General features: G+C 61.9%; 15 protein-coding genes. 12 read left to right on the top strand and 3 right to left on the bottom strand.

Annotated elements, in window-relative coordinates:
- Genes BDD18_RS12480 through BDD18_RS12505 form a run of 6 tightly spaced genes read left to right on the top strand, consistent with a single transcriptional unit; the run spans window position 1 to window position 10,019 of the window.
- Window positions 1-174, top strand: a complete 174-nt coding sequence (locus tag BDD18_RS12480) for a rubredoxin (protein WP_142083509.1) — start codon at window positions 1-3, stop codon at window positions 172-174.
- Window positions 175-225: 51 nt separating this feature from the next.
- Complete coding sequence (locus BDD18_RS12485; RefSeq protein ID WP_044398823.1) at window positions 226-624, top strand: response regulator; 399 nt, start codon at window positions 226-228, stop codon at window positions 622-624.
- Window positions 624-989, top strand: a complete 366-nt coding sequence (locus BDD18_RS12490; protein ID WP_066694660.1) for a response regulator — start codon at window positions 624-626, stop codon at window positions 987-989. Before BDD18_RS12485 ends, BDD18_RS12490 begins: the two co-directional genes overlap by 1 nt.
- Window positions 990-1,004: 15 nt before the next feature.
- Window positions 1,005-1,532, top strand: a complete 528-nt coding sequence (locus tag BDD18_RS12495) for a chemotaxis protein CheW (protein WP_066694658.1) — start codon at window positions 1,005-1,007, stop codon at window positions 1,530-1,532.
- Between the two features lie 21 nt (window positions 1,533-1,553).
- On the top strand, window positions 1,554-3,836 hold the full coding sequence (locus BDD18_RS12500) for a methyl-accepting chemotaxis protein (RefSeq protein ID WP_142083511.1): 2,283 nt from the start codon (window positions 1,554-1,556) through the stop codon (window positions 3,834-3,836).
- 45 nt (window positions 3,837-3,881) lie between these two features.
- Window positions 3,882-10,019, top strand: a complete 6,138-nt coding sequence (locus BDD18_RS12505; RefSeq protein WP_142083513.1) for a hybrid sensor histidine kinase/response regulator — start codon at window positions 3,882-3,884, stop codon at window positions 10,017-10,019.
- 64 nt (window positions 10,020-10,083) lie between these two features.
- On the opposite strand, the gene BDD18_RS12510 is transcribed toward BDD18_RS12505, so the two are convergent.
- Together BDD18_RS12510 and BDD18_RS12515 are read right to left on the bottom strand one after the other, a co-directional pair.
- Window positions 10,084-11,415 carry an IS4 family transposase gene (locus BDD18_RS12510; protein ID WP_142083514.1) on the bottom strand — a complete coding sequence of 444 codons (1,332 nt, stop codon included), beginning with the start codon at window positions 11,413-11,415 and terminating at the stop codon, window positions 10,084-10,086.
- Between the two features lie 198 nt (window positions 11,416-11,613).
- Window positions 11,614-13,086 (bottom strand): cryptochrome/photolyase family protein, encoded by a 1,473-nt coding sequence (locus BDD18_RS12515; protein ID WP_142083516.1) that lies wholly within the window; start codon window positions 13,084-13,086, stop codon window positions 11,614-11,616.
- A gap of 21 nt (window positions 13,087-13,107) precedes the next feature.
- On the opposite strand from BDD18_RS12515, the gene BDD18_RS12520 reads away from it, so the two are divergent.
- From BDD18_RS12520 to BDD18_RS12545, 6 genes are all read left to right on the top strand, one after another.
- On the top strand, window positions 13,108-13,707 hold the full coding sequence (locus BDD18_RS12520) for a YqgE/AlgH family protein (protein WP_044398812.1): 600 nt from the start codon (window positions 13,108-13,110) through the stop codon (window positions 13,705-13,707).
- Complete coding sequence (gene ruvX / locus BDD18_RS12525) at window positions 13,704-14,141, top strand: Holliday junction resolvase RuvX (RefSeq protein ID WP_142083518.1); 438 nt, start codon at window positions 13,704-13,706, stop codon at window positions 14,139-14,141. The genes BDD18_RS12520 and ruvX overlap by 4 nt, the downstream gene beginning before the upstream one ends.
- Window positions 14,138-14,659 (top strand): bifunctional pyr operon transcriptional regulator/uracil phosphoribosyltransferase PyrR, encoded by a 522-nt coding sequence (pyrR, locus tag BDD18_RS12530; protein ID WP_142083520.1) that lies wholly within the window; start codon window positions 14,138-14,140, stop codon window positions 14,657-14,659. Before ruvX ends, pyrR begins: the two co-directional genes overlap by 4 nt.
- Before the next feature lie 2 nt (window positions 14,660-14,661).
- On the top strand, window positions 14,662-15,624 hold the full coding sequence (locus BDD18_RS12535; protein ID WP_044398807.1) for an aspartate carbamoyltransferase catalytic subunit: 963 nt from the start codon (window positions 14,662-14,664) through the stop codon (window positions 15,622-15,624).
- 213 nt (window positions 15,625-15,837) lie between these two features.
- On the top strand, window positions 15,838-17,133 hold the full coding sequence (locus BDD18_RS12540) for a dihydroorotase (protein ID WP_044398804.1): 1,296 nt from the start codon (window positions 15,838-15,840) through the stop codon (window positions 17,131-17,133).
- Between the two features lie 71 nt (window positions 17,134-17,204).
- Window positions 17,205-17,948, top strand: coding sequence for a lysophospholipid acyltransferase family protein (locus BDD18_RS12545; protein WP_066788778.1), 744 nt, complete (start codon window positions 17,205-17,207; stop codon window positions 17,946-17,948).
- Between the two features lie 82 nt (window positions 17,949-18,030).
- On the opposite strand, the gene BDD18_RS12550 is transcribed toward BDD18_RS12545, so the two are convergent.
- Entirely contained in the window at window positions 18,031-19,653 is a 1,623-nt protein-coding gene (locus BDD18_RS12550; protein ID WP_142083522.1) for a methyl-accepting chemotaxis protein, read from the bottom strand.
- Between the last annotated feature and the right edge of the window lie 227 nt (window positions 19,654-19,880).

Consider the following 19,880-nt stretch of genomic DNA (forward strand, 5'->3'; position numbering starts at 1 on the left):
GTGACCGACTCTAAGACGTGGATGTGTTTGATATGCGGTTGGATCTACGACGAGGCCTTGGGTTCGCCTGAACATGGCATCGCTCCCAACACGCCATGGGACCAGGTTCCTATGAACTGGACGTGCCCCGAATGCGGCGCCCGCAAAGAAGATTTTGAGATGGTGCAGATTTGAAGCGCGGCTCCTGCTGCGACATTTACACTTTCCATCGGGAGCGACAATAAATTGACTACAACAGGCGCATCTTTCAAGGTGCTCGTCGTGGATGACAGCAACACCATCCGCCGAAGCGCCGAGATTTTTCTGAAGCAGGGGGGGCACGAAGTCTTGTTGGCTGACGACGGCTTCGATGCACTGGCAAAGGTGAACGACTATCAGCCTCAGCTGATCTTCTGTGACATCCTGATGCCCAAGCTGGATGGCTACCAGACCTGCGCCATCATCAAGCGCAATGCACGTTTTGCAGACACGCCGGTGGTAATGCTTTCGTCCAAAGACGGTGTTTTTGACAAGGCGCGCGGTCGCATGGTCGGCTGCCAGGAATACCTCACCAAACCCTTTACCAAAGACCAGCTGCTGCAGGCTGTGCAGCAGTTCGGCAATTCCCAACTAGGAGCGATGTAATGCCCATCCAGAAAGTACTGGTCGTCGACGACTCGAAGACTGAGTTGATGTTTTTGACAGACCTGCTTCAGAAAAAAGGCATGCAAGTGCGCACGGCTGAGAATGCTGAAGAAGCGTTTCGCCGGTTGGCCGAAGAAAAGCCAGATCTGATTTTGATGGACGTTGTGATGCCCGGCCAAAATGGCTTTCAGCTGACCCGTGCCATCAGCCGCGATCCTCAATATGCTGACGTGCCCATCATCATGTGCACCAGCAAGAACCAGGAAACTGATCGTGTCTGGGGCATGCGCCAGGGAGCGCGTGGCTACATCACCAAGCCGGTCGATCCAGCAGAGTTGCAGTCCAAGATCGACGCCCTCAACTGAGGCTGCTGCGCGTTCATGGCCAATCGTGAAGCTCTCAGAGAGCTCCAAGTGCGTCTTGCTGGCCGATTGCAGGCGGCAAGGGTTGAGGGCTTGTCCGTTTCGTCATGGCTCGCGGTAGAAGCTGCGGGCCAGTCTTATCTGTTGCCGTTGGCGCAGTCGGGCGAAATTTTTCCATGGGTTGCCGTGCAACCCGTGCCATACACCCAGGCATGGTTTTTGGGTGTTGCCAATTTGCGCGGTGGTTTGGTAGGGGTGGTGGACCTGGCTGGGCTTTTGGGCTCGCCGGTGCAACGCACGGAGCAAATGCTCGCCGAGTCTAGCTTGTTGGCTCTCAACACGGCGTTGGAAGTGAACGCCGCTTTGTTGGTGGACCGTTTGGCGGGATTGCGGGGGACGGAGGCGTTTGTCGCGGCAGAAAATCCTGCAAAGGAAGCCCCCGCGTTTTACGGCACCGTCTACATCGACGCAGCAGGCGTCCGCTGGCAAGAACTGAACTTGCAGATCTTGTCCCAACATCCCGCATTTCTGAGCATCAGTGCTTGAGTTTTTCTGTAAGGCTGCACCATGTCTTTCGCTAATCAATTTGGAAAACTGTTCAATCGGAAACCCGCTCCAGCAGAAGCTGAGGCAGGTGCCGAGGGCAACAGCGATTTGCTGTCTGCCGAGTCTCCAGATGCAGGCGCATCGCGCGACCCCTACCAAGTCGAGCCCATGAACAGTGTGCAGGGTGATGTCGATTCCTATGCCCCGGGTTCGGACGACACCGTTGGTGTGGACAGTGAACTGATCACTTTGCCTGTGCTGGGCAGTGCCACAGCTGCTGCGCACCAGCGCCGCCTGCTGGCCCTGCTGGCTGTGGGCGTGGTGGCTTTGGGTGTGATTGCCGCGTGGGTGCTGCGTCAGGCAGATCAATCTGCTCAGCAACTGGCCGCTACGGGCCAGTCGTTGATGCAGTCGCAGCGTTTGGCGAAATCGGTGTCGCAAGCGCTGGTGGGTAGCCCACAGGCGTTCCCGGACGTGGTGGAAAGCTCGGGCGTGTTGGCGCGCAACATCCGCGCCCTGAGTAGCGGAGATGCCGAGCTGGGCGTGCCTGCCCTGGGCGAGCCCTACAAGCCTGAACTGGACGCGGTCATTCCGATGATGGAGCGCGCTGAGCGCAATGCAGGCGTGGTGATGGCGCAGCAGAAGATTCTGACCCAGGTGGGTGACGCTCTGCGTACCATTAACCGCCAGTCTTCTGACTTGCTGGAAATTGCTGAAACGGTTTCGTCCCTGAAGCTGCAGCAAAACGCCCCCGCTTCCGAGATATCTGCCGCAGGCCAGCTGGTGATGTTGACCCAGCGTATCGGTAAATCGGCCAACGAATTCCAGACCATGGAAGGCGTGAGCCCCGAAGCGGTGTTCTTGCTGGGCAAGGACTTGAATTCGTTCAAGGAAATCGCACAAGGCATGTTGGACGGCAGCCCTGAGTTGCGTCTGGCTGCGACCAAGGACGCCCAAACACGCGAGCAGCTTGAAGGCCTTGTGAAGTTGTATGAGCAGACACGTACCCAAGCCAGTGCCATTCTGGGCAATCTGCAAGGCTTGGTGTCTGCCCGTGAAGCGCAGTCCGCGATCATTGCCGACAGCGAACCACTGCGTCGCCAGTTGGAAACCCTCCAGACCAAGCTGTCCGCCCAAACCGGTGTGGGCGCCGGTCAGTTGGCTGCTCTGGTTCTGGCCAGTGCCTTCCTGTTGATTTGCGGCTTCTTCCTGTCGCGTGTTCAGCTGCTGGACAGCCGTAACCGCCAAAAGACTGCTGAAGCGCAGCAAAAAGACGCCAAGCGTCAAGAGCAGGAAGCCAAGCGCGTCAATGACGCCAACCAGGCCGCCATTTTGCGTTTGATGAACGAGCTGCAATCGGTTGCTGAAGGTGACTTGACGCAGGAAGCGACGGTGACCGAAGACATTACCGGCGCCATTGCTGACTCGGTGAACTACACGGTGGAAGAGTTGCGCCAACTGGTGGGTAGCGTGCAAAACACAGCGACCCGCGTGGCCCAAACGACCGCCCAGGTTGACAGCACATCCACTGAACTGCTGGCCGCTTCTACCGAGCAGCTGCGCGAGATTCGTGAAACTGGCCGCTCCGTTCTGGACATGGCGACCCGCATTAACGAGGTGTCCACTCAAGCCCAGGAGTCGGCCACGGTGGCGCGCCAATCGCTGCAAGCTGCTGACTCCGGTCTGCAGGCCGTGCAGAACGCCATCGGCGGTATGAATTCCATCCGTGACCAGATTCAGGACACCTCCAAGCGCATCAAGCGCCTGGGCGAATCGTCGCAGGAGATCGGCGAAATCACGGAGCTGATTTCCGACATTACCGAGCAGACGAACGTGCTGGCTCTGAATGCTGCCATTCAGGCTGCGTCTGCTGGTGAAGCCGGTCGCGGCTTCTCGGTGGTGGCGGAAGAAGTGCAGCGACTGGCTGAACGTTCTGCCGATGCTACACGTCAGATCTCGGCACTGGTGAAAGCCATTCAGACAGACACCCAGGATGCTGTGGCCGCTATGGAGCGTTCCACGCAGGGTGTGGTGGAAGGTGCTCGCCTGTCCGACAGTGCAGGTACTGCCCTGACTGAAATTGACCGCGTGTCACGCCGCCTTGCTGAACTGATTGAGCAGATTTCGTCTTCGACATCGCGTGAAGCTGTGTTGGCCAACGAAGTGGCTGACAACATCCAGCACATTTTCGCGGTGACTGAGCAGACGGGTGAGGGTACCCGCACCACAGCGCAACAGGTTCGTGAACTGTCGCAAATGGCCGAGGAACTGCGTCAATCGGTGGCGCGTTTCAAGATCGCCTGACGCTAGTCATCAACCAGCTGGCTCTTTGCAGCCGGGGACGAATCCATGTCATCTATTGATGTCAACAATGCACCGGCCGCAGACTGGACCCCTGGAGATCAGGATCTGGGTCCTCTGGCCTGGGTGCTTGACGAGTTACGCAAATCGCTGGGTGGCGCAGTCAAATCGATGCGCCGTTTTTTGCGCGAGGCTGAACAGGCTCAAGAATCCGATCTGGCATCTCTGGATGCCGGATCGTTGCGCATAGCAAGGCAACAGTTGCACCAGGCCAGCGGTGCGCTGGAAATGGTGGGTATGGCCCCTCCAGCTCTCGTGCTGCGGGCCATGGAGTCTGCTGTACAAAAATTTGTGCAGCGTCCCGAACTGTGCCAGGACGACTCAGCCGCCATCATTGAACGTGCCAGCTTTGCTCTGATCGAATATCTGGAAGGCGTGCTGGCAGGCAAGCCGGTCTCGCCGGTGGCCTTGTTTCCCCAGTACCGCGACGTTCAAACGCTTGCGGGTGCGGATCGAGTTCACCCTGCAGACCTGTGGCCTGTAGAGCGGCGTTTCAAGGAACCTGATCTGGAGGTGACCGCATCGCCTCTGCTCTATGGCGCAGATGCCCGAGCTCGTCTTGATGCTGCTGTGCTCAAGATTGTGAAGACCGGTGATCGCAAGGCGGCGCGCAGTATGCGTGACACCTGCCTGGGGTTCGTGGCAGCCCAGCAGGACCGCCAGGTACGTGCTTTCTGGAAGATTTGTGCAGCCTTCTTTGAAGCTTGCATGGAAGGTCTGCTGCCGCCAGATGTCTACGTCAAACGCGTTGCCTCACGTGTGCTGATGCAGTACGCCACCCTTGCCAAGGGTGACAAAACGGTGGCAGATCGGCTGGTTCAAGACCTTTTGTTCTTCTGCTCCCAGGCCCAGAACGTTGATGGTGCGCGTACACCTGCCCTGCAGGCTGTGCGGGACGCATTTGCGCTGGATCGTTTCAAGCCTGTGGATTACGAAACAGTGCGTTTTGGTCGTTTCGACCCCGCATTGTTGGCACAAGCTCGCAAGCGCATTGCAGCGGCTACGGAGACGTGGTCTGCCTTGGCAGGCGGAGATCGCAACAAGATCAAACCGGCTGCAGATCAATTCAGCCTGGTTTGCGATTCGCTGCGCAAGCTCAATCCGGGCAGCGAGAGCCTGGCGGTCGCACTGACCAAAACCCTGGATGCCATCACCCGCACGGGCGAGCCACCATCGGCCGCGTTGGCCATGGAAGTGGCGACATCGGTGCTGTATCTGCAGGCAGCCTTTGAAGAGCTGGATGCCGCAGATGACCAGATGATCCAGCGGGCGGCCCGTTTGGCCGAGCGGTTGGATGCGGTGGGATCGGGTGCAGAGCCTGAGCCTCTGGAAGCCTGGATGGAAGAGCTGTACCGCCGTGTCAGCGACAACCAGACGATGGGCAGCGTGGTAGATGAGTTGCGCGCCACCCTCGCTCAGGCCGAAAAGGCGATGGATCAGTTTTTCCGCAGTCCGCAAGAAACCTCGCTGCTGGTGGCTGTACCCGGCTTGTTGGCGCAAATGCGTGGCGTGCTGTCTGTGCTGGGATTGGATCAGGCATCTCTGGCAGTGCTGCGCATGCGCGACACCGTGGAACGTCTGCTCATCAATGAGATTTCTGACGCAGACAAGCCCGGCGCATTCGAAAAGCTCGGTAGCAATCTGGGTGCGTTGGGCTTCCTGATTGACATGCTCAACTACCAGCGTGCGATGGCGCGCAAGCTCTTCGTTTATGACGAAGAGGCAGGTGAGCTGCGCATTCTCACTGCCAAGGGGCGCTCGCGCGTCTCTGATGCTCATGAAGAGGCTCCAGCAGAGTTGGAAGAGCGAGTAGCACAACCCTTGCCTGAGATCGTGCCACGCTTCCAGGTGGAAGAGCCTGACGGCGTGCCGACAGATTTCTCGCCATTCCCCGACATGTCTGCGGACAGCGCCGATGCACAGCCGATCCCAGAAGATCAGTTGGCTCCCGAAATCTCTTTTGATTTCGCTGAGGCAGCGTTGCCCGCCGCATCGCCGGCGCCTGCGTCCATCGAGTTCGCTGTCAAAGAGCAACTGGCTGTTGAAGACGAGTTGCTGGAAGTGTTCCTGGAAGAGGCGCGGGAGGTGGTGGTCAACGGCACCACAGCCATCGCAGCCTTGACTGAGGAGCCTGGCAACCTCAGCGAACAGACCACCTTGCGCCGTGCGTTCCACACGCTCAAGGGCAGTTCGCGTATGGTAGGGCTGAACGACTTTGGCGAAGCCGCTTGGGCCATGGAGCAACTGCTCAATGCCTGGCTGGCAGAGCAAAAGCCCATGCAGCCGCCGCTGTTGCAGCTCTCGTCCGATGCGCTGCAAGCATTTGATCGCTGGGCCAGTGACATTGCCGCAGGCCAAGCCAGCGGATGGCAATCCCAGGCATTCCGTGAATCTGCCGATGCTTTGCGCTTGCAAGGGGCAGTGGTTCCGTTGGTGGTGCCTGGCGGTCAGCAAGCTCCAGAAGCAGAAGCTACAGAGCCCACAGCGGAAGCGCATGTGGATTCAGCCGCTCAGGCTCCGATCGAACTGACCGAAGCAATCGACATCTCTGAGGAGGTGCCGCATGAGGACTTCCAATCCACGGAAATTCCCGAAGGGGAGGCTGAATCTAGTGTTGTGGCGGACGCCTCGTCCCCTGAGTCCATGGGCGGCGCCGTTACAGAAGAGATCGATTTTGCGGAGTTCACCTCGGCTCTCACTGAGTCTGAGCCATCGGTAGCCCCTGCAGAAACCCTGCCTGTGCTGGACGCTGCTGCGCAGCCGGGAGCGGACAGCCCCATCGATCTGAGTTTGCCGGACCTTTCGTTCCTGGATGCAGACGTGCCTGCTGCTGCGGTGGTGGAAGAGACACCACAGCCTGAAGAGCATGCTGTGTTCGAAGAACTGCCAGCGTTGGATGAGGTGCCCGCTTTGGACTTCAGCGCTACCGTTGAGTCTGCACAAGAAGCACCAGCGATGGAGAGCGAGCCTGAAGAGGTGCCGCTCTCGGTCCATGAGCCTGTTGCCCTGACTGAACCCGCGGCTGAAGCGCCGTCTGTCATCACTGACGCGATGGAAGTTGAGGCGACTCTCCCAGAGACGTCGGAATCTCCAGTCGAAGAAGAGCCGGTGAGCGAAGAGGCGGTCAAGGTCATTGAAACCTTGCGCATTGGCTTGCCGCTGTACAACGTGTACCTGAATGAAGCGGACGAGTGGTCGCGTCGTTTGGTCACCTGTCTGCAGGAATGGGCTCTGGAATTGCATGAGCCTTTGCCAGATACCGCAGTCGCGCTGGCCCATTCGTTGGCGGGCAGCTCTGCTACGGTGGGGTTCACCGCCCTGTCCGACATGGCACGAGTGCTCGAACACGCACTGCAGCATGTTCAGTTGGCACCGCAGGGCAACGAGGAGCAGGTTTCGGTGTTCATGGCAGCGGCTGACGACATTCGCCGCTTGCTTCACCAGTTCGCCGCAGGCTTCCTGAAAGAGCCCAGCCCTGAAGTGTTGGATGCCTTGCGCCAGATTCTGGAAACAGAAGTCAGTAGCACGTTGTCGCCGGCTTACGACGATTTGATGGAGGATTCTGGGCCTGAGCCTGAGGGGCTGGAGGCTGCGGAGTCTTTTGCGGAGGCAGAGCAGCCAGAAGAAGTGGCCACGCCTGTTGTTTCGAAGGAGCCAGCAGTGGCTGCCCCAGTGGCTCGCGCCGTTGCGCCCGCGCTATCGGTGGTCAAGCGCGATGCGGCATCCCTGGTGGGTACTGACGTGGACGACGACATTGACGTTGTGGACGTCATTGATCCCGACCTGTTCCCGATTTTCGAGGAAGAGGCTGCCGAATTGCTGCCCCAACTGGGTGGCGCGCTGCGCCAGTGGGCAGCTCGTCCGGACAATCTGGGTGCCCGCAGCGAAGTCTTGCGTGCCTTGCACACACTCAAAGGTAGCTCGCGTTTGGCAGGCGCCATGCGCTTGGGTGAAATGGCGCACCGCCTCGAATCTGCCATTGAGCAGATTGACGTGGAGACGGTCACCGTCGACCAAGTGGAGCCTTTGCTTGCGAGCTTCGACAATCTGGAAGCAAACTTCCAGACTCTCAGCGCCCATGCAGGTCAAGACCCCAGCGCAGGTGTAGAGGCAGAAGCGGTTCAAGGTTTCGTGGAACCAGTCGCTGCGACTGAATCCGTGTCGTCTCAAGGCGGTTCAAGTGCTGGCCCCGCCGTACCAGCTGTGCGTTTGCCTGCTGCGTCGCAACTGGCTCCGCTGCGTGTTGCGGCCAACCAGTCGGTGCGTGTGCGTGCGCAGTTGCTCGATCGCTTGGTCAACCAGGCGGGTGAGGTGATGATCAGCCGTTCGCGTCTGGATGTACGGCTTGGACAGTTCCGCAGCTCGCTCAATGACCTGTCCGGCAACTTGGATCGCCTGCGTCAGCAGTTGCGTGACATCGAAGTACAGGCCGAGTCGCAGATGCAATCGCGCATGGCACTGGCCAAGGACTCTGCCGCAGGTTTCGACCCGCTGGAATTTGACCGCTTCACGCGCGTGCAAGAGTTGACCCGCATGATGGCCGAGTCGGTGAACGACGTGGCGACGGTGCAGCGCAACTTGCAGCGCGCCATGGAAGGTGCGGAAGACGATCTGATTGCCCAAGGCCGCCAGGCGCGGGAGCTGCAGCGCGATCTGCTGCGTACTCGCATGGTGGAGTTCGAAGGCATTGCGGAGCGCTTGTACGCTGTGGTTCGCCAATCGTCCAAGGAAACCGGCAAGCAGATCAAGCTGGACATCACCGGAGGCTCCATTGAAATGGACCGTGGGGTGCTGGACCGCATGACACCTGCCTTCGAGCACTTGCTGCGTAACTGCGTTGCCCACGGTATTGAAGAACCTGACGTGCGGGTCGCCGCTGGCAAGCCAGCCACCGGAACCATCACGGTGGATCTGCGGCACGAAGGCAACGACGTGTCGGTGGAGTTCCGCGACGACGGAGCAGGTCTGAACCTTGCCCGAATTCGTGAAAAAGCCGTTGCGCAAGGTCTGCTGCAAGCAGATGACGAACTCAGCGACGACGCCGCAGCCAACCTGATCTTCATGCCGGGCTTCAGCACCGCGACCGAAGTGACTGGTTTGTCTGGCCGGGGTATCGGCATGGACGTGGTTCGTTCCGAAATCAACGCCTTGGGTGGCCGCATCGAAACGTCTACCCAAACCGGACAAGGCACGGCCTTCCGGATGGTGCTGCCACTGACCACTGCTGTGACGCAGGTGGTGATGTTGCGCGCCGGTGAGTTGGCTGTGGGTGTGCCTGCTAATCTGGTGGAGATCGTGCGCCGCACCTCGGCCCAGGACCTGGAAGAGGCTTACCGCTCCGGTTATTTCGACGACGGTCTGGAGAAGGTTCCCTTTTTCTGGTCGGGAGCGCTGCTGCAGTCTTCCGCCCGCAGCAATGAGCCTGCAGGCAAGACCCGCCCGGTGGTGATCTTCCGAAGCGCTTCGCAGCGTGTGGCCATGCACGTGGATGAAGTGCTGGGCAACCAGGAAGTGGTGGTGAAGAACCTGGGTCCACAACTGTCCCGTTTGCCAGGCTTGGCAGGTATGTCGGTGCTGGCTTCGGGCGCAGTGGTCTTGATCTACAACCCTGTGGCCTTGGCTACGGTGTATGGCGATCAGGTGCGTGCCGCCAGTGCCGGTGTGTCCATGCTGGCGGAAACCGACAGCCCCGATGCACCGAAGGCTCCCACGTCTTCGATGCTGTCGGGCCCCAGCCAGCTTCCGCTGATTCTGGTGGTGGACGATTCCATCACGGTCCGTCGTGTGACGCAGCGTTTGCTGCAGCGCGAAGGTTACCGGGTGTCGTTGGCTGCCGATGGCCTGCAGGCGCTGGAGCGTTTGCAGGAAGAGCGGCCCACTGTGGTTCTCTCCGACATCGAAATGCCCCGCATGGATGGCTTCGATCTGGCCCGCAACATCCGTGCGGACAGTGCGTTGCGCGATCTGCCAATCATCATGATCACCTCGCGTATTGCTGAAAAGCACCGCGAGCACGCGATGGAACTGGGTGTGAACCACTACCTGGGCAAGCCCTACTCGGACGAGGAATTGCTGAGCCTGATCCAGCACTACGCACGCCTGGCGGCCGCTACCGCAGAGGTGTGAAGTCAAGGCTGCCACGTGCAGTCTTGATAACCCAAAAAAAGAGCGCCCCTCAGGGCAATGCCGCTCAGTTAAGTCTGAGCGGCATTTTTTTGACGGGATACTGGGTCTTGGTCATACGAACCTCACGCGGATACCGCCTGTGGGATCTGCGAGGCGGCAGCACGAAGCGGCGGATGTTCTTTTTCATGGCCGCAAGCTTGGCCGGGATGGCCCCAGGGGTGTGTGATCCTGAACTCCACAGCCACTCATCCACGATGTAGCGCAGCGCCGTGATGAAGCTGATGCGACAGGGCTGCACTTTGGCCTCGTCTGCGATGCGCGTGATCTCCAAGCGGATCAGGTTGTACATCAACAAGGTTGCCCACAGCTCTTGCTTGACCCCATCGGGTTGCTGGCTGCGCAACGTCATCGCCTGGCCCAGCATGTCCGTCTTCATCTCTCCATAGGCCAGCTCAATCTCCCAGCGTTCGTGGTACAGCGCGAACACCTCCTCGGCCTTGTAGCGTGCCGGATCCATCAGGGACGTGAACAAGGTTCTGGGTTTGCCATCGAGTTCACGGGTGATGGCGCGCACCTCCCACGTGAGCGGCAAGCCGGGGTCTTTCTTGCGAGCTTGGGGCGAGACCTTCATGCGCAAGCTCACATCGCCAGGGCCATGCGTTTGCACCACCTCGCCCCTGAGTCCGGCACGCGCAGGGATCAGCCAGTGACGTCCCTGGCGGTGTTGCAGCGGCCACAGCAGACTTGCCGAGTAAAACCCTTTGTCCACAATCACCAGCGAGTCAGGCGGCAACTTCGGCCACAAGCGTTCAGCCAATGCGTACTCACTGGTGTCGTAGGCATCCAGGCTGGCATCTACCAATAAACGAGCTCTGGCATCGAGCAAGCAGGCCATGCGCACCAGGGGGAAGGGACTTTGGTGGTCTGCGTGGTTGCGCTGGCAACCAAAGTGCTGGCGGTTGTCTTGTGTGTCGGGGGTACGCCAGACCACGCCATCCAATGCGTACAGCGCCAAGCCTTGCCAGCGGTGGCGAGCGGCCTGCTGGTGCGCCCAATGGGCAGCAGTGTGGCGAAACAGCCATTGCAGGGGCTCACTGCCCAGCCGTTGGCGCGCCTGGCTCAGCGCGCTGGAGCTGATGGGTTCATTGTGCTGCCCAGGCAGTGCCAGCTCCAGTACCTCGGCCACGTTCACGATGGAGCGGTCTCTAAGCAAGGCCACACCCAATACCAGCCAAAGTGCCTGCTCCATGGGCAGTCGCCGCTTGCGCAGCGTGGCTACACCCGTCATCTGCAAGGCCTGTTCAATCCACTGCTGGGGTATGTTGCTTTGAACGACACCCCATTGTTCGGGGCTCGCAAACTCATGGGTATCGTTCAGGTACTCTTGCAGCAGCATTGGCTATCGCTTGACCTCTATGGCCAAAGCTCAATTGATCAAGCCTGCACTGTACAAACAACAAAGACCCCGAAGGGCCTTTGCTTAACTTACTGGCATTGCCCCTCAGGGCGCTTTTTTCATGGGTGGCAGGTACGGGGTGCAAGGGGCGATAGTGCGCGCCACGGGGCGCGCGCTGCGGCCTCACCGGGTGGCGTGCTAGGGCGCTGCTGCCTTCACCACCGCGTAGCGCTCCAGCGTTTTTTTGCGTGCCTCATCGTGTTGCACGATGGGAAGAGGGTAGGTGTGGCCCAAGGTAACACCTGCTGCCTGCAATTCCAGCGGCCTGGCCGCCCAAGGGGCGTGCAGCGCGGCTTTGCTCAGCCCAGCGAGCTGCGGCAGGTAGCGGCGTATGAACTTGCCCTCCGGGTCAAACTTCTCGCTTTGGCTGACCGGGTTGAAGATGCGGAAATAGGGCTGTGCGTCGCAGCCGCTCGAGCTGGCCCATTGCCAGCCGCCGTTGTTGGCGGCGAGATCAAAGTCGTTGAGTTGCTGCGCAAAATACTGCTCGCCCCAGCGCCAATCAATGCCCAGATCCTTCACCAGAAAGCTGGCCACCACCATGCGCAAGCGGTTGTGCATGTAGCCCGTCTGGTTGAGCTGTGCCATGGCAGCATCGACCAGGGGATAGCCTGTTTGCCCGTCGCACCAGGCCTTGAACAGCGCTTGTGCCGCGTCGCCCTGCTCCCATGCGATGGAGTCATAAGCGGGTTTGAAGCTGCGCTCTGCCACATGGGGGTGGTGGTAGAGAATCTGGAAGTAGAAGTCGCGCCAGATCAGTTCATTCAGCCAAGTGGCAGCGCCTGGGTTGCCCTGCTGTGCCAGGGCGTGCGCGGTGCGCGCCAGCAGCCGGGGCGAGATGGTGCCAAAGCGCAGGTGCACGCTGAGGTAGCTCGGCCCTTTCACGGCCGGAAAGTTGCGCGTTTCTTCGTAACGCTCAATGCGCTGCAGGAAGTCATCAAACAACTGCTGCGCACCCCGGCTTCCCGTGGGCAATTTCAGCTGACCCAGAGTGCTTTGTTCAAAGCCGATCGCACCCAGCGTGGGCACGGGGCGCGTGTGTTCTGGCGGCCGCGGCGCCAGTCGGTGTGCGTGGCGCTCTACCGGGTAGCTTTTCAGGAAGAAGGCATTGATTTTGCGCAGCCATGCATTTTTGTACGGCGTAAACACGCTGTAGGGCGTGCCCGATTGGGTAAGCACCTCGTCCCGCTCCAGCACCGTATGGTCTTTGTAGGCGTGCATTGCCACACCATTGCGCGCCAGCTGGGTGCGTACAGCGTTGTCGCGTTGCAAGGCCTGGGGCTCGTCGTCGTGGTTGGTGAAGACGGCATTCGCACCCAGCGCCTGGGCCAGCTGGGGCACGGCATCGACGGCTGCCGCATGCAGCACGATGAGGCCTCCCTGCGCGTGGCCGCTCAACTCACGCAGATGAGTATCCAGCTCTACCAGCGATTCACGGATGAACTCCACGCGCCGGTCGGCGCGGGGCAGGGGGGCGAGGATGTCGGTGTCGAAGACAAAAACGCAATGCACTTGCTGGCATTGGGTCAGTGCGTGGTACAGGGCGGCATGGTCCAGTGCGCGCAGGTCGCGCCGGAACCAGACAAGGCCGGTGGCGTAAGAGGGCTCCATGTTCACCGTTAAAATTGGACAATGTCTTCCGATTCTGCGCCCATCAACCTGACGCATCATTTTTTGATCGCCATGCCCGGTCTTGAAGATGAGTCTTTCGCGCGCAGTGTGGTGTACCTGTGCGAGCACAGCGAACGCGGTGCTCTGGGTCTCATCATCAACAAGCCCTCCGATATCACCCTCAAAGGTCTGTTCGACAAGGTCGATTTGTCCTTGCGCCGCGAGGACCTGACCCAGGAACCTGTGTTCCAGGGTGGTCCGGTGCAAACCGAACGCGGTTTTGTGCTGCATGAGCCCATGCTCGCAGGCACCGAAAAAGCCGACGAATCCGCCTATGCCTCGAGCATGGCGATTCCTGGTGGCCTGGCCATGACCACCTCCAAGGACGTGCTGGAAGCCCTTTCCACGGGCGCCGGGCCTCGCCGGGTGCTGGTCACGCTGGGGTATTCATCGTGGGGCGAGGGCCAGCTGGAGTCTGAGCTGGCCGAAAACGCCTGGCTCACCGTGGGCGCCGACTTGTCCGTGATTTTCGACACGCCCGTGCCCGAGCGCTACGACCGTGCGCTGGGCTTGCTGGGCTTGCAGGCCTGGATGCTCTCTCCTGAGGCGGGGCACGCATGACCGGGCTTCCCGCTCAGCCTACCGCTTCCGTCCAGCCCGCCGTTCCCGCGCAGTTTCAGACTTTTCTTGCTTTTGATTTTGGCCTCAAGCGCACGGGGGTGGCCTCGGGCAACCGCATGCTGCGCACGGCCAGCCCGCAGGCCACCATCAAGGCCGAGGGCGACGCCCGTTTCGCCCAGGTGGCCCAGCGCATCAAAGAATGGCAGCCCGACGCGCTGGTCATCGGCGTGCCCTACCACCCTGATGGTGCCAGCCACGAAAACACGCAGCGCGCCCTGAAATTTGGCCGCCAATTGCGCGGGCGCTTTGGTCTGCAGGTGTTTGAGGTGGACGAGCGCTACAGCACCACCGAGGCCATCGCCAGTGGCGCCAAGGATGCCGACGCCGCCTCGGCCTGCATCATCCTGGAACAGTTTTTGAGGAACCTCCCATGACGACTTCTCCTGCCGGCCAAGCCGGCAGCCTTGTGCTCGACGCCGAGGCCCTGTACCGCGAGCTGCTGCGCGGCGTGCGCAGCATGCTCACCCCCACCACGCGCCTGGCGGGCATCGCCTCGGGCGGAGCCTGGCTGGCAGAGCGCCTGCAAAAAGATCTGGGCCTGGAAGGCCCCGCCGGGGTGCTGTCATCGGTCATGCACCGCGACGACTTTGCCCAGCGCGGCCTGGCCACCGGCGCGCAAACGGCCCTGCCGTTTGATGTGGACGGTGCCGATGTGCTGGTGCTCGACGACGTGCTCTACACCGGCCGCACCATCCGCGCCGTGCTCAACGAGCTGTTTGACTACGGTCGTCCCGCCAGCGTTCGCCTGGCCGTGTTGGTGGACCGGGGTGGGCGCGAATTGCCCGTGCAGGCCGACTTTGCCGCTGCCCGCGTGGCGTTGCCCGGCAGCCAGTCGCTGGCCCTGGCACGCAATGAGCAGGGCACTTTCCAGTTTCAAGTCCAGGAGGCCTGACCGTGCTGCACAAGCGCAACCCCCAACTCAACAAGAACGGCGAGCTGATCCACCTGCTCTCCATCGAAGGCCTGCCGCGGGACATCGTCACGCACATCCTCGACACCGCTGCCAACTTCGTGAGCGTGAACGACCGCGAAGTGAAGAAGGTGCCCCTGCTGCGCGGCAAAAGCGTGTTCAACCTGTTCTTCGAGAACAGCACGCGCACGCGCACCACGTTCGAGATTGCGGCCAAGCGCCTGTCTGCCGACGTGATCAACCTCGACATCGCGCGCAGCTCGGCCAGCAAGGGCGAGTCGCTGCTCGACACCATCGCCAACCTGTCGGCCATGGCGGCTGACCTGTTCGTGGTGCGTCACAGCGAATCGGGGGCTCCGTACCTGATTGCGCAGCATGTGGCGCCCCATGTGCACGTGATCAACGCGGGCGATGGCCGCCATGCCCACCCCACGCAGGGGCTGCTGGACATGTACACCATCCGCCACTACAAGAAGGATTTCAGCAACCTCACGGTGGCCATCGTGGGCGACGTGCTGCACTCCCGCGTGGCGCGCTCGGACATCCATGCCCTCACCACCCTTGGCGCGGCCGAAGTGCGTGTGGTGGGCCCCCGCACATTGGTGCCAGGCGACATGGCGCAGATGGGCGTGCGCGTGTGCCACACGCTGGAAGAGGGCATCAAGGACGCCGACGTGGTCATCATGCTGCGCCTGCAGAACGAGCGCATGAGCGGGGCTCTGTTGCCGTCCAGCCAGGAATACTTCAAGAGCTTTGGCCTCACGCAAGAGAAGCTGCAACTGGCCAAGCCCGACGCCATCGTGATGCACCCTGGCCCCATCAACCGTGGCGTGGAGATCGACTCCGCTGTGGTCGATGGCAAGCAAAGCGTGATCTTGCCGCAGGTGACTTTCGGCATCGCGGTGCGCATGGCGGTCATGTCCATCGTTGCTGGAAATGAAGCCTAACCCCCGCAACGCAATGCCCCCTGTGCCGCTTCGCGTCATCCCCCAAGGGGGACGCCACCCCTGGCCCGGCGAAGCCGGTTCCACGGTGGCACTGGCATTTGGTCGGCTGTGGTGCAAATAGGCGGGCACAATGTTGAGCGATGTAGATGCTATGTATTTAATAGCTGCTTGCGCTTATCCGGTAAGCGCTAGTGGCCAATTTTGCTTGAAATCATGAAAATCCTGATCCAGAACGGCCGTGTGATCGACCCCGCTTCGGGCCTTGACCAGATATGCGACGTGGCCGTGGCGGCCGGGCGCATTGTGGGCCTGGGGCGCGCCCCGGCAGACTTTGCCCCCACTCGCACCATTGATGCCTCGGGCTGCATCGTCTTGCCCGGCCTGGTGGACCTGGCGGCGCGCCTGCGCGAGCCCGGCCATGAACACGAAGGCATGCTCGAATCCGAGATGGCCGCCGCCGTGGCCGGTGGCGTGACCAGCCTGGTGTGTCCGCCCGATACCGACCCGGTGCTCGACGAGCCCGGTTTGGTGGAGATGCTCAAGTTCCGCGCCGAAAAACTCCACCAGTCGCGCCTCTTTCCCCTGGGCGCTCTCACGCGCGGCCTGGCCGGTGAGGTGCTGACCGAGATGGCCGAGCTGACCGAGTCCGGCTGCGTGGGCTTTGGTCAGGCCGAGGTGCCGCTGGCCAGTACCCAGGTGCTGCAGCGCGCCTTGCAGTACGCCGCCACCTATGGCTACACCGTGTGGCTGCGCCCGCAAGAGATGCACCTGGGCAAGGGCGTGGCCGCCAGCGGCCCGCTGGCCACGCGTTTGGGCCTGTCGGGCGTGCCCGTGGCGGCCGAGACCATTGCGCTGCATACCATTTTTGAACTGCTCAAAACCACGGGCACCCGTGTGCACCTGTGCCGCATCAGCAGCGCTGCGGGCGTGGAACTGGTGCGCCGCGCCAAGGCCGATGGCCTCAAGGTCACGGCCGATGTGAGCATCAACTCGCTGCACCTCACCGATGTGGACATCGGCTTCTTCGACAGCCGCGCCCGCCTGTCGCCCCCGCTGCGCCAGCAGCGCGACCGCGATGCGCTCAGCGCCGCGCTGGCCGACGGCACCATCGACGTGCTGGTGTCAGACCACAACCCGGTGGACGAAGACGCCAAGACCCTGCCCTTTGCAGAAGCCGAGCCCGGCGCCACGGGGCTGGAGCTGCTGCTGTCGCTGGCGCTCAAGTGGTCGCAAGACCAAGGCGTGCCGCTGCAGCGCGCCCTGGCCGCCATCACTGCTGAACCCGCGCGCGTGCTGGGCACGGCCCTGGGTACGCTGCAAGCCAGCGTGGGCCAGTTGGTCGAAGGCGGCGTGGCCGACCTGTGCGTGTTCGACCCCCAGGCCGCCTGGACGGTGCAGGCCGACGCCCTGCGCAGCCAGGGCAAGCACACACCGTTTTCGGGCTACGAACTGCCCGGCTGCGTGCGCGCCACCCTGGTGGGTGGGCATGTGGCGTTTGAGCGGGCCTGAATGCGCTTGAAGGGTTCCAGGCCGCCCGAGCAAGGCTCTTGCGTTGCGCTGCGCGACGCGCCGGGGTTCTTGTGAAGTTGCCACGCGCGCTGTGGCGCTGTGCGCGCCTGCTGGGCCATGTGCTGCATGGCCTGTGGGTGGTCACGCTGCGTTTTCCGCGCATGTCGCAAGAGCAGCAATACATCCGCGTGCAGGCGTGGTCGCAGCAGCTGCTCGCGTGTGCCGGTATCTCGTTGCGGGTGCAGGGCACACCGCCGGTGCGCGGCCCGGTCATGCTGGTGGCCAACCACATTTCGTGGCTCGATATTCCGGTGATGCACGCGGCGCGGCATTGCTGCTTCATCTCAAAGTCAGACGTGCAGGGCTGGCCCTTGATTGGCACGCTGGCCACTGCTGGCGGCACGCTGTACATCGAACGCACCTCGCGCCGCGACGCCATGCGCATGGTGCGCACCATGCAAGAAGCCCTGCAGCGCAACGAGGTGCTGGCGGTGTTTCCGGAGGGCACCACGGGCGATGGCCGAGCCATGTTGCCCTTCCATGCCAACCTACTGCAAGCCGCCGTGGCGGCCGATGCGCCAGTCGTACCCGTGGGGCTGCGGTTTGTTGACAAGGCCACTGGTGCCACCAGCTTTGCGCCCAGCTACATCGGTGACGAGACCCTGCTGGGCTCCATCTGGCGCACCCTGAGCGCCCCGGCCATTGAGGCGGTGGTGACGTACGGAGAGCCCGAAACCTCCCAGGGCCGTGACCGCCGCGAATGGGCCATCCACCTGCAGGCTGTGGTGGACCAATTGCGCCAGCAGCAGGGCTGAGCAACGCCGCTGCTGCTGCTCCGCCGTGGTGGGCTTGGCAAATCAGGCGCGGCGATAGCTCCTGGCTCACCGCCTCAGCTCTTCAGGCGCTTGGCAGTGCTGGCATGCGGACAGGGCCCGGCACCGGCAGCGCCTCGTGCTGTGGGGGCAACACAAACTGGCTGATCAGGTGCGTGAGCTCGTTGGCCTGGTGGCGCAGGCCCTCTGAGGCGGCGGCAGACTCTTCCACCAGGGCCGAGTTTTGCTGCGTCATCTGGTCCAGGCGCGCCACGGCCGTGTTGATGTCGTTGATGTCGCGGGTCTGCGAGAGCGTGGTGGTGCTGATGTCGCTGATCATGCTGGCGACGTTGCGAATCGACTCCACGATCTGGCCCATGGTGTGGCCCGCGCCATTGACCAGGGCGGTCCCGGTCTCCACGTTCTGGGCCGAGGTCGCGATCAGCCCCTTGATCTCGCGGGCGGCTTCGCCCGCGCGCATGGCCAGCTGGCGCACTTCGGCCGCCACCACGGCAAAACCCCGGCCTTGCTCGCCCGCGCGGGCGGCTTCCACCGCGGCGTTCAGCGCCAGGATGTTGGTCTGAAAGGCAATGCTGTCGATCACCCCGGTCACTTCCTCCACCTTGCGGGACGACTGCTGGATGTTCTGCATGGTGCGCACCACCTGGGCCATCGCGTTGCCGCCCTCGGTGGCCACGGCCGATGCCTGGCTGGCCATGTGCTCGGCTCGGGCTGCTGTTTCGGTGGATTGGTGCAGGCGTTGCGTCACCTGCTCCAGCGCAGCGGCCGTTTGCTGCAGGCTGGATGCCGTGCCTTCCGTGCGCTCGGACAGGTCGGCATTGCCATGGGCAATCTCGTGGGCTGCCAGGCGCACGCTCTGGGCGGATTGGCGCACCTGCCTCACCAAGGTGCGCAGGGCTTCCTGCATGGTGTTCAGGGACAGCAGCAACTGGCCTGCCTCATCCCGGTTGTGCCCTTCGATGTTCTCGCGCAGGTCCAGGCTGGACACGCGCTGGGCCGTGGCGTTGGCCGCGCCGATGGGGCGCGAAATGCTGCGCACCAGCCACCAGGTCAGCACGCTGCCCAGCAGCAGGGCTGTGGCGCAAAACAGGGTCAGCGCCACCTGGGCGCGTTGGCTGCTTTGTGCAATCTGGGCGCCCGCTGCGTCAATCGCATCGCGCTGCGATTGCGCCAGCTGCTGCAACGACCCGAGCAGGGCGGCGGCACTGGGCTCAAAGCGCTCAGCGAACACCTTGCGGATGCGCTCGGTCAGGCCAAAGTCCCGGGCCGCTACCAGTTCTTTGACGGCGGCCTGGAAGTCTTGCGCCTTGTCGTGTGTGCCGGTGAGCAGGGCTTGCTCTGCAGGCGTTTGCAGGCGCGTGGCCAGCTGGTCCATCAGCTCGCGGTACTGGGTTTGGGTGCGCTCAATGTCGGCCGACAGAATCTCGCCCACTTCAGGCTCGGAACTCAAGGCCATGGCCTTGTAGCGTTCGGCGTTGATGGCTTGCAGGCGGTACGCATCGGCCACCAGGCGTTCGGTGGCCACGTTGTTTTCAATGGCCTGGCGGGTGGCTGCGTCCACGCTACGCAAGGACCATACGCCAATGGCAGAACCAGCCAGCGTGAGCAAAAGTACGGTCACGAAAGTGGCCAGCAGGCGGCGACCAAGGATGTTGGTGGTGCGGGGTGCAGGAGCGGTAGCGATCATGGCAAGTCGGTGGAACCCACCTGCGTTCGCCGGGCCCCTCACTGACGGGGCTGCACTGGCACCTGCGCGCAGGCGGTGGCATTGGGCAATATCACCCAACGCCATTGGGCCTGCAAAGTGTGACAATTTGTTTGCATTGCGGCTGGACTATCGCCACCTGCTGCAACCTTGTCAAATTGCTATGAAAAATATAGCTGCCGCCGCTTTTTCAGCGGGCGCTAGAGGCT

It is taken from the genome of Acidovorax temperans (genome assembly GCF_006716905.1).
GTDB lineage: Bacteria > Pseudomonadota > Gammaproteobacteria > Burkholderiales > Burkholderiaceae_C > Acidovorax > Acidovorax temperans.